Annotated in this window: 12 protein-coding genes; 2 read left to right on the forward strand and 10 right to left on the reverse strand. The window is 58.0% G+C overall.

The features are described from left to right. Both AVO44_RS10255 and AVO44_RS10260 read right to left on the reverse strand, forming a co-directional pair. Window positions 1-1,179: a biopolymer transporter ExbB gene (locus AVO44_RS10255; protein WP_068336283.1), complete on the reverse strand. Its 1,179-nt coding sequence runs from the start codon at window positions 1,177-1,179 to the stop codon at window positions 1-3. Between the two features lie 69 nt (window positions 1,180-1,248). Further along, window positions 1,249-1,779, reverse strand: coding sequence for a gamma-glutamylcyclotransferase (locus AVO44_RS10260; protein WP_068336285.1), 531 nt, complete (start codon window positions 1,777-1,779; stop codon window positions 1,249-1,251). Window positions 1,780-1,846: 67 nt separating this feature from the next. Here AVO44_RS10260 and AVO44_RS10265 point away from each other — a divergent pair, with 67 nt between their 5' ends. After that, window positions 1,847-2,848 carry a DUF2125 domain-containing protein gene (locus tag AVO44_RS10265; RefSeq protein ID WP_068336288.1) on the forward strand — a complete coding sequence of 334 codons (1,002 nt, stop codon included), beginning with the start codon at window positions 1,847-1,849 and terminating at the stop codon, window positions 2,846-2,848. Here AVO44_RS10265 and AVO44_RS10270 read toward each other — a convergent pair. The 4 genes from AVO44_RS10270 to AVO44_RS10285 form a co-directional block, all read right to left on the reverse strand. After that, window positions 2,845-3,663: an extensin-like domain-containing protein gene (locus AVO44_RS10270; protein ID WP_068336290.1), complete on the reverse strand. Its 819-nt coding sequence runs from the start codon at window positions 3,661-3,663 to the stop codon at window positions 2,845-2,847. The genes AVO44_RS10265 and AVO44_RS10270 overlap by 4 nt on opposite strands. Continuing rightward, a complete protein-coding gene (locus AVO44_RS10275) occupies window positions 3,660-4,580 on the reverse strand; it encodes a prephenate/arogenate dehydrogenase family protein (RefSeq protein WP_068336293.1) in 921 nt (306 codons plus the stop codon). The genes AVO44_RS10270 and AVO44_RS10275 overlap by 4 nt, the downstream gene beginning before the upstream one ends. Next, on the reverse strand, window positions 4,577-5,662 hold the full coding sequence (gene hisC / locus AVO44_RS10280; protein ID WP_068336296.1) for a histidinol-phosphate transaminase: 1,086 nt from the start codon (window positions 5,660-5,662) through the stop codon (window positions 4,577-4,579). The genes AVO44_RS10275 and hisC overlap by 4 nt, the downstream gene beginning before the upstream one ends. Window positions 5,663-5,727: 65 nt before the next feature. Beyond that, window positions 5,728-7,146, reverse strand: coding sequence for an aminotransferase class V-fold PLP-dependent enzyme (locus AVO44_RS10285; RefSeq protein WP_068336298.1), 1,419 nt, complete (start codon window positions 7,144-7,146; stop codon window positions 5,728-5,730). Between the two features lie 103 nt (window positions 7,147-7,249). Here AVO44_RS10285 and AVO44_RS10290 point away from each other — a divergent pair, with 103 nt between their 5' ends. Further along, window positions 7,250-7,711, forward strand: a complete 462-nt coding sequence (locus tag AVO44_RS10290; RefSeq protein ID WP_068336301.1) for an Lrp/AsnC family transcriptional regulator — start codon at window positions 7,250-7,252, stop codon at window positions 7,709-7,711. Between the two features lie 128 nt (window positions 7,712-7,839). Here AVO44_RS10290 and rpsD read toward each other — a convergent pair whose 3' ends face one another. From rpsD to AVO44_RS10310, 4 genes are all read right to left on the reverse strand, one after another. After that, window positions 7,840-8,460 carry a 30S ribosomal protein S4 gene (gene rpsD, locus AVO44_RS10295; protein ID WP_068336304.1) on the reverse strand — a complete coding sequence of 207 codons (621 nt, stop codon included), beginning with the start codon at window positions 8,458-8,460 and terminating at the stop codon, window positions 7,840-7,842. Window positions 8,461-8,740: 280 nt separating this feature from the next. Continuing rightward, a complete protein-coding gene (locus AVO44_RS10300; protein ID WP_157769960.1) occupies window positions 8,741-9,247 on the reverse strand; it encodes a hypothetical protein in 507 nt (168 codons plus the stop codon). A gap of 395 nt (window positions 9,248-9,642) precedes the next feature. Further along, window positions 9,643-10,146, reverse strand: coding sequence for a hypothetical protein (locus tag AVO44_RS10305; RefSeq protein WP_205626538.1), 504 nt, complete (start codon window positions 10,144-10,146; stop codon window positions 9,643-9,645). Between the two features lie 402 nt (window positions 10,147-10,548). Next, window positions 10,549-12,540 (reverse strand): DEAD/DEAH box helicase, encoded by a 1,992-nt coding sequence (locus tag AVO44_RS10310; protein WP_420865717.1) that lies wholly within the window; start codon window positions 12,538-12,540, stop codon window positions 10,549-10,551. Window positions 12,541-12,830: the final 290 nt, after the last annotated feature.

A 12,830-nucleotide genomic window follows, 5' to 3' on the forward strand; every position in this document is an offset into this window, starting at 1 on the left:
TTACTCTCTTTCCGGCGCGGTCCGAACAGCGCCGCGGGGCAATGTCAGAGCTTTGACCAACAGTTCGATATCCTTGCGGATTTCACTCATGCTTTCCTGACGACCAGCCGAGATTTCTTCGAGGATACGCAGCAATTGCACATCCATCGACCGCAGGCGCATGCGGCTTTCGGCATCAATTCCGTCACCGGTGCCCTGCTCACGCATGTGATCCAACAAGGCATCCTGTCCGAGGGCCACCCGCTCAAGGGCGGCTGTCACACCCTCGTTGTTTTCCTGCCGCTGGTTCATCTCGCCAATTGCATCAGTCAACTGACCCAGCTTGGACGACACCGCAGCGCGGTCTGCTTCTTGCGCTGAAAACAAGTCCTGCAAGGCGTTCATTTGTTCTGACATCGCATCCAAAACCGGGGTCAGAACAGCCAGTTCAGCACCGCCTTCGTCGCTGGCCCCGAATCCTACCCGCGTGATCGAGGAAAGCCATTCCTCAAGCTCGCGGTAGAAGCGGTTTTGGCCATGCCCTGCAAAAAGCTCCAACAAGCCCACGATCAACGATCCGGCAAGACCCAGAAGCGACGAGCCAAAGGCCACGCCCATTCCCTGCAATTGCGATTCAAGCCCGACCATCAGTCGGTTGAAAACAGCCAGCCCCTCTTCGCCCTCTTGCGGGTTAAGGCTGCGGATGGTGTCAACAATTGCCGGAACCGTAGTGGCCAGCCCGAAGAACGTGCCCAAAAGACCAAGGTAAATCAGGACATTGGTGATATAGCGGGTGATCTCTCGTTCTTCTTCGACACGTTCGGCCACGGAATCCAGGATGGACCGCGTCGAAGTTGAACTGATCTGAGACCGCGCGCCCCGTTCGCGCAGCAGCGACGCCAGCGGCGCCAACAATTGCGGTGTACGGGCATCTTCACGGACCACACCGCCCACAAAAGCTTCGATCCAGCGCACCGACCCGATGAGCTGTGCGACCTGATAGAAACAGGCGAACACGCCGATCACAAAGACCAGAATGATAAAGCCGTTCAGATAAGGGTTGGCATAGAAAACCGGCAGCACATAGGGCAGCGCCATGAAGACCCCGAACCCTGCCAACGCGATCGCGACCAGCATCGTAACGATCTGACGAATGGGTTGCGAGAAATGTGGTCTCGCGCCCTGATGTGCCTGCGCCATGCGCGTGGTTCCCGGTTTTTGCCTGCTCTTGCGTGAATCTAGCGAAATTGCGTCGGTGACGCCAAGGGTTTATGCGGTGATGGTCCGCACCCGTTGCGCTAACCACTCAAGATCAGGATCGCGCAGGCCGATCTCGGCCAGATGTTCAGCAGTGTTGTAAAGATATTCGGTGTTCGGTCCACGCCCACCGACGGCATGGGCGATAATCCGGGCTTGATCTTCCAGTGGCATACCACCGCAATACTGCACGTGGTCGGCATCGATCACGTAGGTCACGGCATTGACCGTCTCACCCGAGTCGAGATGTACATCCAGCATCGCCTCGACATAAGCCGATGAAATCAGCTCACGTTCACGCAGTTCCTGAAGGGTGCGATCCTCATGGCCTGCTTCAACCGCCAAGGCCAAGCCTTTGCAGTTGGCTTCGGCCTGTTCATCCAAGGCCAAAACCAGTCCGGGATGTTCTTCGGTGCCGCGATGATGGATCGAGCTCATGCAGAAAGACCGGGCGTAGCCATGCAATGTGGCGCGTTCGCTGCGTGAAACCGGGAATCCCGGATTCCACAGCAGCGATCCATATCCGAAAACCCACATCGTCATAGCTCTGGCCCTTGCCCGTTTGCACCTATAAACATCAATTCCGAGGTGGGAAAAAGGGCGAACTGCCATGCGCGGTCTGATACGAGCAGTCATTTTCATAGTTGTGATCTGGAGCGCCTACTGGTTCGTCGCAGGTTTCGGTCTGCGCAACGCAATCACCGCGTGGTTCGATGCACAGCAGGCGCGCGGCTGGCAAGCCGAATTCTCGGACGTTGAAACCGACGGGTACCCGTTTCACCACATGACGCGTCTGAATAACCCCGCGCTGGCCGATCCGGGCACCGGCACGGCATGGAGCGCAGACTGGATCGAATTCCAAAGCCCCGCGATCTGGCCTGGACGACAGGTCCTTCGGTTTGCCGATACGCCTCAGCGCCTGTCCTATTTCGACCAGACCGCAACCATTCAAGCCAGTGACCTGCAAGCCGAATTGCAACTTCAACCCGGTGTGGCCCTGGTTCTTGAGAAGATGGCGCTGACTGCGGGCCCGTGGTCAATCACCGACGACACCGAGGCGCTGGCCGGCGGCAATACATTGGCCCTGGTGATGGAGCAGAGCGCAATACCCGAGGCATACGTAATCCGCGCCCAAGTCGACGGTTTCACACCCGGAGACGACCTGCGCGAGTTGATGCGCTCGGCCACGACGTTGCCGCAGGCTTTTGAGACGCTCGAACTGGACTTGACCGCAACGTTCGACAAACCGTGGGACCGCTCTGCCCTGGAAGAAAGCAGACCGCAGCCGATAAAAATCGACCTGCGGTTGGCCGAGATGAAATGGGGTGCATTGCGCCTGTTCGCAGCCGGTGAGTTGGATGTTGATGCGCAAGGCATTCCAACCGGCGAAATTGCAATCCGGGCCGAGAATTGGCGCGACATGATCGCCATGGCCAACGCCGCCGGTGCTTTGCCGGATCAGGCGGTTGACACGGTGACGCGCGCGCTGAATTTCATGGCGGGTCTGGGCGGCAATCCGAATACGCTGGATATGCAGCTGAATCTTAGGGATGGTTTTGTGGCCTTGGGCCCCCTGCCGCTTGGCCCTGCCCCTCGTCTGATCTTGCGCTAGCGGCAGTATGGGCCACGGCGATGGCGCGCCGTATCCAGGTGGAAATGGTCCTGGTGATACCGGTCTGCATTTGGCCCCAGCACAGTGCCAAACGGACCACACGCGCCACGCCAAACCTTGGTAAGCTGACGTTTTGACGGATTCTTGCGCCAGCCGTTCAACACCGTCACAACCTCACCATCCGCCATTTTAAAACCCGAGATATCAATCGCCCGGCCTTTGCCGTGCTCTGAGATCCTTGCACCTTTTTGGTTATTCCGGGTGCGGCAGGCATAGTGGGCGGCGACCTGCAATTCAACCACCGGCCCGCGCCGTTTGAAGGTTGGTATAACGGACTTGTCGACCCACTTGTTCAGGGCAATCGCCGTACCACAATCCATTGTCGATGGACGGCTAAGAGTCACACCTGAAACCGAGGTGATCTGAACCGCCTCTTTGATCCCACACGCCTTGATCTTTCCGGGCACACGACCGACCGGCTTACCCTGAATGGCGATATCCCCACAAACCGAGCTTTTGCGCAGCTTGCGCTTGTTGAACAGCGCCTCTTGCTCTAACGCCTTTGGCCGCAGATAGGGCATCAGCGAGGTATCCGGCCCCAGCAAGGGTAAATTTGCAGGACGAGCAGCGACTGCCAGGGTTTGCGGAGACACCGGGCGCAGAGCCGGGCGAACCTTGACGTTTGGTACGGAGGACGCGAAAGCAAAGGATGTTCGCGCGACGGGAACCAGCGACTGTTCTGGAGGGGAGGCGTTGGACCCTGTGGCGCTGACGGCCACACATCCGATCACCAACATCCTCCAGAGGTGCCTCATGTGTTCGCCTTTCCCCTTCCGAAATCCGGCGCATCCGTATCCTGCCCCGCGTCGATGATCCCACGGCGTATCGCGCGCGTGCGGGTGAAATAGTCGAACAGATGCTCGCCATCACCGGTACGGATAGCACGTTGCAGCGCAAAAAGCTCTTCGGTGAAGCGGCCCAGAATTTCCAGCGTCGCCTCCTTGTTCGACAGGAACACATCCCGCCACATGGTCGGGTCCGAGGCGGCAATCCGCGTGAAATCCCGGAAACCGGCAGCCGAGTATTTGATAACCTCGCTGTCCGTCACCCGGCGCAGGTCGTCTGCCACACCCACCATCGTATAGGCGATCAGGTGCGGCGCATGCGAAGTGACAGCCAGAACCAGATCATGATGCTCTGCGTCCATTTCATCTACATAAGACCCCATGCCCTCCCACAGTGCACGCAGGCGGGCAATGGCGTCGGGATCCGAATCTGCAACCGGCACCAACAAGCACCAGCGGTTGTCGAAAAGCTCGGCAAAACCAGATTCGGGGCCGGAATGCTCGGTCCCGGCCAATGGATGGGCCGGAACGAAATGCACGCCATCAGGAACATGGGGTGAGACCGCCTGAATCACATGGCCTTTTACAGACCCCACATCAGTGACGGTCGCCCCCGGCTTCAAGGCTGGCGCGATTTCCTCGGCCACTGCGCCCATCACCCCGACGGGAATACACAGAACCACCAGATCGGCGCCCTCGACCGCCTCTTGCGCTGTCTCACAGACCCGGTCGCACAGGCCGATCCGCCGTGCAGTCTCACGGGTCGCCTTGGACCGTGCATAGCCGGTGACCTCATTGGCTAGGCCCGCGCGTTTGATAGCCCAGAACATGGATGACGCAATCAGACCCAGTCCGATCAGAGCGACGCGGTCATATACCTGACTCATGCGGCACCCCTTTTGAACGCGGTAATGGCCGCGACGACACGACGGCAGGCCTCTTCGTCACCCACGGTGATGCGCAGTGCGTTCGGCAGGTTGTACCCTGCGACGCGCCGCACAATCAGACCTTGGGTCTTGAGAAAGTCGTCACAGGCCTCGGCCTCGGCCTGATCGGCAAAACGCGCGAGGATAAAGTTGGTGCATGAGGCATCCGAGGCAACGCCAATCTTGGCCAGTTCATCTGACAACCACACGCGCAGGCGCGCATTCTCGGCCTGACAAAAGGACAGAAAATCCTGATCAGCCAACGCCGCTTCGGCCGCAGCCAACGCCGTCAAAGACAGGTTGAAAGGCTGGCGCACCCGGTTCAGCACATCGATGATTGCCTTCGCGGCATAGCCCCAGCCAACGCGCATTCCGCCCAGCCCGTAGACCTTTGAAAACGTCCGGGTCATGATCACATTCTCGAACCGATCCACCAGCGATGCGCCGCCGTCAAATCCATCGACAAATTCGGCATAGGCCCCGTCAATCACCATCAGGCAGGTCTGCGGCAAAGCCTCGGCCAGTCTTACCAGTTCAACCTCGGCAATCATGGTCGAGGTCGGATTGCCCGGGTTGGTCACGAACACAATCCGCGTTTGGTCGGTTAGAGCGGCAAGAATATTGTCCACGTCCACGCGGCGCTCACGCTCTGGCACCATGACAGGCGTCGCCCCGGCCATACGGGCGATGATCGGGTACATCGAGAAACCATGCTCAGTATAAATGACCTCATCCCCCGGCCCGGCATAGGCCTGGGCGACAAACTGCAGTACCTCATCGCTGCCAACACCGCAGACGATCCGCGCGGGGTCCAGCCCGTGACGCTTTCCAATCGCTGCCCGAAGACTGGCGTGGTCCGTACTTGGATAGCGGTGCAGCGTTGCCGCACTGTTTCGCACGGCCTCAATCGCTTTGGGGCTGGGACCGAAAGGGTTTTCGTTCGAGCTGAGTTTGATCACATGCTCAACCCCGGCCAGATGCGACTGGCCGCCCTGATACAGCGCGATGTCCATAATGCCGGGTTGAGGTATGATCTTGTTCATAAGAGGCTCCGTTGATTGAAGCCTCTCATACCTGTCTCAACGGGGTGAGAAAAGCGGCAATTCCGTCACGCCGCCCGGAAACGGGCTGTCGCCGGGTCAGCGCTGTAAAACGGTGCAAATTCTTCGGTTCGGCGCGACAGGTCGTTAACGCTGTCGATGATGAACTGAACGGTATCCTCATGCATCAGATATGAAAAGTTCAGCCGCACCCAACCGGGCTTTTTCATCTCTTCCCCCGCAGACAGAGATGCATACAGTTGGTCCGACGTTGCACGGTCAATCCCCAGCAGACGATGCGCATACGGCCCGGCACAGGCACACCCGCCCCGTGCCTGTATGCCATAAACATCGCTAAGCATTCGGGTAAACAGTTGCTGGTGTACGGGCTGACCTGAATTGTCGCGTACAAGAAAGGAAAATATCGGCAGGCGATGCGGGTTGCCCGCGCCCAAAAGGGTCAGGTTCGGGTTTCCGCGCCAACCTTCCAACGCCATACGGTTGTACTGCGCCTCGCGGCAGGCGATCTCATCGGTGCCGACAACATCCTTGACGATGAAAGCAAGCGCTGCACGAATGTCTCCGATCACATTGGGCGTACCGGCCTCTTCCCGCGTAGCCAGATCTTCGCTGTAGTCATGCCGCCAGGGCGAGACAAAGCTGACCGTGCCGCCACCGGGCCAACTGGGGCACGTCCGCTTTACGGCCTTCTGGTTGACGATCAGGACACCTGACGCCCCCGGCCCGCCCGGAAACTTATGCGGTGAAACTACGATGGCGTCCTTGCGCGCATCCTCGGGGCCCATGTCCATTGGCAGGTAGGGGCCGCCACCCGCGTAATCCCACACCGAAACTGCCCCATGCGCCTTGAGCAACCGCGTTATCGGGTCCGGATCGGTGATGATTCCCGTCACGTTTGAAGCCGCCGAAAAAGATCCGATAACCAGATCCGATGCGGCATTCTCGACCAGAATTTGTTCCAGTACAGCCAGATCAACGCCGCCGTCAGCCGCCTCGGGCACCTCGATCACACGCGCCTTGCTTTCACGCCACGGCAGGATGTTCGAGTGATGTTCATACGGCCCGATCAAGACAACCGGCCGGTCAGCTGTATTTACACCCAATAAGCTGACCAGCCGGTTCAGGCCCGCGGTGGCACCGGACCCGGTGAAAATCACCGCATCCTCTCCCCGTGTCGCACCAACGATGCGGGCTATTTCGGAACGCGCTTCGCGGCGTAAACGCGTCATGTATGATCCGCAATAGGAGGCCTCGGTGTGGCTGTTCGCATAAAAAGGCAGCACCTGTTCGGCAACAAACCTTTCAACCTGACGCAGCGCACGCCCCGAAGCGACGTAATCCGCATAGACCAGCGGCACGTCACCGTGCAAACCCGGGATCAGAACGTTTTCTCCGATCAACCCGTCACGCAGGCTAGCAATGCGAGTGGTGGTTTGGATATCTGCGCGAAACTTGGACAGGGTCATGGTTTGGGCTCCGTATTGCACCACCCAATATGATTGAGGTGCAGCACAGAAACTTCACAAAATTTTGCTGATTTTCTCCCTATTTTGTGTCAGATGACTTCATATGAGTGAAAAGTTAGATCGAATTGACACACGCATCCTGAAAGAGCTTCAACAGGACGCTACCCTCTCCCAACGCGAGCTGGCCGACCGAGTCGGCCTGTCACAGAACGCCTGCTGGCGGCGGCTCAAGTCACTGAACGAAAACGGCGTACTGATTGGGTCCACTGCGAGGATCGCGCGTGAGAAACTTGGATTAAGCCTTGTGGTTTTTGTCATGCTGCGCACGCGCCATCACTCGGCCGAGTGGCTGCAGGCCTTTCGCCGCCACGTTCTGACCATCCCCGAGGTGGTGGATTTTCACAGGATCGGTGGTGACTACGATTATCAGCTGAAAGTAGTCACACAGGACATGGCGTCATACGACAGGGTCTACCAGCGCCTGATTGAAAAGGTCGAACTGGACAGCGTGACCTCTTACTTCGCAATGGAAGCAATCGCCGAAGGGCGACCGCTGCCACTCTGATCCGCTCTTCATCTGGCCGAAAATATCCCGGGGGAATCGCGGCCTGACGCGATGGGGGCAGCGCCCCCCTTTAACAAAAAAGACCGCGCCTTCTGGCGCGGCCTTTCGGAATTCGATATCAGCGAAGATTAGTTCTTCGCGTAGAATTCGACGACCAGGTTCGGCTCCATAACAACCGGGTAAGGCACATCACCCAGGCCCGGTGCGCGGACGAAAGTTGCCGTCATCTTCGAGTGGTCGGCGTCGATGTAATCAGGAACATCACGCTCGGCCAAAGCGGCAGCTTCCAGAACAACAGCCAGTTGCTTGGATTTGTCACGCACTTCGATAACGTCGCCTTCCTTCACACGGTAGGACGGGATGTTGACCCGCTTACCGTTTACTTTGACGTGACCGTGGTTCACGAACTGACGTGCAGCGAAGACAGTCGCTACGAACTTGGCGCGGTAAACAACAGCGTCCAGGCGGCGCTCCAGCAGACCGATCAGGTTTTCACCGGTGTCGCCTTTGACACGCTCAGCTTCGGCGTAGATGCGGCGGAATTGCTTCTCGGTCAGGTCGCCGTAGTAACCTTTCAGCTTCTGCTTGGCGCGCAGCTGCAGACCAAAGTCAGACAGCTTGCCTTTGCGGCGCTGGCCGTGCTGGCCGGGGCCGTATTCACGACGGTTGATCGGGGATTTCGGACGACCCCAGATGTTTTCACCCATCCGGCGGTCAATTTTGTACTTGGCAGACGTGCGTTTGGTCACGGCTGATCTCCTTCTTTAGTGGCATTGCAGCTTGATCCGAAAACCGGTTCCCACTTTTCGGGCTGCAATAGCGTCTCCGCTCAACCCGATGCGAGATAGTTTCGGCCGCGCCGCAACAATGAAGGGCGTTGTCCTCTTGAGGTTTCCCCCATGACAGGCATCCCCTTGCGGGGGCCACCAACACCAATGAAGCCGCGCTTATATATGCGAAACCGACGGAGTCAACAGGGCAAACCATGCGACGCAGGAATTTCCTTGGAAACTGATCTTTATCGGGGCTTCAATCGACCCTACGACCAACTAAAACCGCTTTCCTTGGATCCAGATCGCCCACATCCGGCGTTGGCCTGAACGGAAACACAACGATGGTCCTGTCCTGTTCAGCTGCTTCGTCGCTTTGGTTTTCGATCTCGATGAATTCACTGATCCAGAATTCCTGATCACGCCCCGGACATGCACCTTCGAAGACGAGTATTGGAGCCGATTCACCCGAAACAAGAAAGACGTGCCCCGTGAAGGTCTGGGCACCATTTGTCAATACGATCAGTCCACGCGCTGCGTCCGGCAGGTTCTGTATCTGAACGTTCCGAACCGTTGGTGCCGCTTGGGTGCCGGCCACTCTGCCCAACCCCAAAGGCTGCGCGGCGGGCTCCGCCAAATACCGCGCCTGACCGCGCCATGACCACGCTGCTCCGACACTCAGAAAGGACAAGGGCGCAGCCTCAAGCCCATCGATTTCCGTCTGAGTCCAGAAAATGGCTACTCGACCGCTTGCTCTGGTTCTCATTTGACCGCCTGTACCGTTCAACTTATCACTGCTCACGTTTTTCATCCTTATCAGCGCAAAATGAGGCGGAAAAGAGACATCAATACTGCGATCGTTAAACTGTTGCGTAAGAGATTCAATTCACGTTCCCTTGTGGATCGGTAACGCACAGGGCGTGATATCAGTACTTTCTCTTGCTTGGCACGGGTTTCGCGGGCTCGTCGGCAGATACACCGAGCGTTCAGCTTTGTTCACCATCGCATTGGCACTTGCCGCGCCTCACCTGAAACCCGCAGGCGCGCTATACGACCGAGGTTCCTAGGTCGTGTCTACAGACAGGTTCAAAGCAGATATTTTCGGGCTACTGAAAACTGCCACCCGAAGGCGGCAATCTGGATGGTGCTTATGTTGGGAGGTCACGTTTCCAAGGATTTCGGTACGTCCGCCCTTCGGTAGAGAATCGCGCCGGGGGTTTTCGGGTCGAAAGCCGGTTTAATTTCGTGAGCAGCCAGCATCCGTTTCAACTGAGGCTGATTGCATTTCGCCTCGATCAGAAGGCTTTTGAAAGTCACATATCTCCTGCGGAAGCAGGCCATTGCGGCGGGTGTGACCCACGCGTCTTCTTCACCTTGAACGCTGACAGTTTTCAAAACCGTCTCGCCAAACTGGGCTGAGATCGGCCGCTTACCGGCAGCCACTCCGATACCCAGCATCATGAACGCAAGACCAGCACTCATGCCTGTCAGGCCGCGCGGCGTAAGGGATTTCACCTCCCGCGGATCGACCAGGAGGCCGCTGAGGCCGGGCTTTTTTTCGAGCCGCATGACGCGCCGCAGCCGGCCGCCAAACACAGCGGAAAGGACCAGCTTCATCTTCTGAGATGACGCCTTTGGCCCGGAGCACATTCTTGAGCGTGACATCATTCATCGGATTTGAGTCGATGGCACCGTATTGCAGCCCGACGCGGCACCGAACATGGCCTGATCGCAGGCCTTCGAGGTCCCGCGGGGACGTGGGTCCGATGATGCTGTGGTCCGGACCGTCGCTGACACCAATCAAGCACGCCAATGAGATGGGCAGATCGGAACTATATCATGTTGGCAGCCAAGGCGCTGAGCACGAACCGAAGCATGGACCCGAAGGACCCCAATCGAAGGCCGCGACAGAAAGCAGGGCGGGCACGAATTGACACAGCGACACCGCCATCACGGATCAATCATGCTGCGCAAAACAGCTCGACCGAGACCGCCCCGCTAATGAAGTCCGGGGCCTAGACAATTCTCATTTTTTTCTCACTGGTCTATCTGTAGGTAACTGAGTGCTCAATTTCTCTTCGAAGGCTTGCGGAAAGGTCTTGTTTCTCCACCCTTGCCGTTTCTGCTTTTTGAACGCGGCACGTTTGAGTCTTTGTGGTTGGCCTTTTGGCGCGCCTTTGGCGCTCGCAGAGATTTGGATGTGTCAGCGGCGTTCTTTTCTCGTTTTTGTCGCTTCTTATCCCTCGCGGCAGGCTGTAGTTTTGCCTTTCCGTGCTCGCTTGTCGGCTGCCTATGCAGAGCTTTGTCCTGCTTTGGCGTATCCTCGCTTGCTAGTCTACTCGATGTGCTTGCAGCGGATTTTCTTCGGCCCTTTGGGCGCTCGGATGCAATCCGGGCATTTTGGTTGGAATGTTCGGAGCCGCGCGCAGACTTCGACGGCTTGCCTGCACGAGGTCCTCGGTTCTTGGCTGCTTGGTCTGATAAATTTGGTGCCGCAGGCGGTCCCTTAGGAGAGGCATCGAAATCTGGTGTGCCTGCCAGCTCAGTGAGGGTCGCACCTTGTTCTAAGGTGAGCTCGGCCCCCAATTCCTGTTTCATTGCGGGCACGGCATCATTGGCAATCTCGACAAAGGTCTCTTGATATTGAACGCGGATTGCGCCGATGGCGTCTTTGGACAAACCCGCGTTGCGGCACAGCATTGGCAATAACCAACGCGGCTCCGCACGCTGTTTGCGCCCCAAAGAAAGTGAGAACCAGGTGCTTGGCCCAAACGCCGCGCGCCTATCAGTGTTGCGTTTTCCGGGCTCTGGCGCCGTTCCCAGGATCTCCGGCGCCGAGTGGCGCTCTCGGTAAAGGCGCATATAGGCTGCAGCGACCTGCTCTGGGGTTCTTCCGCTGAGCAGCCGTTCTGCAAAAGCCGTTTCCTCGGCACTTGGCGGCTCATCCAGGGCGGGATTGGAAATGATGCGTTCCTCTTCCCGTGCGAGCACCTCGTCCGCAGAGGGCGGGGCGCCCCATTCGGCCTCCAACTTGGCTGATTTCAGCAATCGTTGCGCCTTTGAGCGTTGTCGACCTGGCACAATCAGGATGGACATTCCCTTGCGCCCGGCGCGACCTGTCCGTCCCGAACGATGCAGCAAAGTTTCCGCATTTGAAGGAAGATCTGCATGGATCACCAACTCCAGCCCTGGAAGATCAATGCCACGGGCGGCGACATCCGTCGCAACACAGACCTGCGCGCGCTTGTCACGCAGGGCCTGCATCGCATTGGTGCGCTCTGTCTGGCTGAGCTCCCCTGACAGTGAGACGACAGCAAAACCCCGATTGGAGAATTTCGCGGTCAGACGCGCAACCATGGATCGGGTATTGGCGAACACAATTGCGGTCTCTGCGTTGTGATAGCACAGCAAATTGATGATCGCTTTTTCGATATCTGACGGGGCCACGTTCAGGGCACTATAGGTAATGTCCGAATGCTGCGCTTCTGCACTTCCGACCTTGATCCGCTGCGCATCTTCTTTCTGGTAAGTCTGGGCCAGCTTGGCAATGCCTCGCGGAACAGTGGCCGAGAACATCAAGGTGCGCCGGCTCTTGGGCGTTTGATCAAGGATGTATTCAAGGTCTTCGGCGAACCCCATGTCCAACATTTCGTCGGCCTCGTCGAGAACAACGGTTCGCAAATCGCTTAGGTCGATCACCCCACGCGCGATATGATCGCGCAGCCGCCCAGGCGTGCCGACCACGACATGTGCACCACGTTCGAGTGTCCTGCGTTCTGCGCGCGCATCCATGCCACCCACCGCCGACGCAGTGACTATTCCGGCCTCGGCAAACAGCCAGTCGAACTCTCGCCGGACTTGCAGGGCCAGTTCGCGCGTGGGTGCGATAATCACGGCCAATGGCGCCGCTGGTCGGTCAAACCGACCGTACTTATCAAGAAGTTCCTCCGCCATTGCCAGCCCGAAGCCCACGGTCTTGCCTGAACCGGTTTGTGCAGAGACAAGCAGATCTTTTCCTGCCAGCGCTTCATCTGACACAGCCTCTTGTACAGGAGTCAAGCCGCTATAGCCTTTTTGGGTCAGCGCACTGGATAGGGTTTTCGGGAGGGCTGAGAAATCTTGCATGGGTCACCAAATGCCGGGAAAGATCTGGCGATAGTAGTATTTGGGTCAGATGTATAGCCCGTAACGTGCGCCCGACAGAGAAATGCGTCGGTCACGGGATTGCTGCGCTGCCTCCGAAGTCTGGAACGAGCCGAGGGTGTGTGGAAACTCGCGTAATTTCTCCTTGCTGAAGGTTTTCTGCCGTCTACGTCGGCCAGCCTCGGTTTATGGGCGACATTGGCGCC

The organism is Ruegeria profundi, from assembly GCF_001507545.1.
Taxonomy (GTDB): domain Bacteria; phylum Pseudomonadota; class Alphaproteobacteria; order Rhodobacterales; family Rhodobacteraceae; genus Ruegeria; species Ruegeria profundi.

Coding starts and splice junctions, on each gene's coding strand:
- AVO44_RS10270 (WP_068336290.1), bottom strand. CDS start 3,663: ATGAGGCACCTCTGGAGGATGTTGGTGATCGGATGTGTGGCCGTCAGC.
- AVO44_RS10300 (WP_157769960.1), bottom strand. CDS start 9,247: ATGAGAACCAGAGCAAGCGGTCGAGTAGCCATTTTCTGGACTCAGACG.
- AVO44_RS10255 (WP_068336283.1), bottom strand. CDS start 1,179: ATGGCGCAGGCACATCAGGGCGCGAGACCACATTTCTCGCAACCCATT.
- AVO44_RS10265 (WP_068336288.1), top strand. CDS start 1,847: ATGCGCGGTCTGATACGAGCAGTCATTTTCATAGTTGTGATCTGGAGC.
- AVO44_RS10290 (WP_068336301.1), top strand. CDS start 7,250: ATGAGTGAAAAGTTAGATCGAATTGACACACGCATCCTGAAAGAGCTT.
- AVO44_RS10275 (WP_068336293.1), bottom strand. CDS start 4,580: ATGAGTCAGGTATATGACCGCGTCGCTCTGATCGGACTGGGTCTGATT.
- AVO44_RS10305 (WP_205626538.1), bottom strand. CDS start 10,146: ATGTCACGCTCAAGAATGTGCTCCGGGCCAAAGGCGTCATCTCAGAAG.
- AVO44_RS10260 (WP_068336285.1), bottom strand. CDS start 1,779: ATGACGATGTGGGTTTTCGGATATGGATCGCTGCTGTGGAATCCGGGA.
- AVO44_RS10285 (WP_068336298.1), bottom strand. CDS start 7,146: ATGACCCTGTCCAAGTTTCGCGCAGATATCCAAACCACCACTCGCATT.
- hisC (WP_068336296.1), bottom strand. CDS start 5,662: ATGAACAAGATCATACCTCAACCCGGCATTATGGACATCGCGCTGTAT.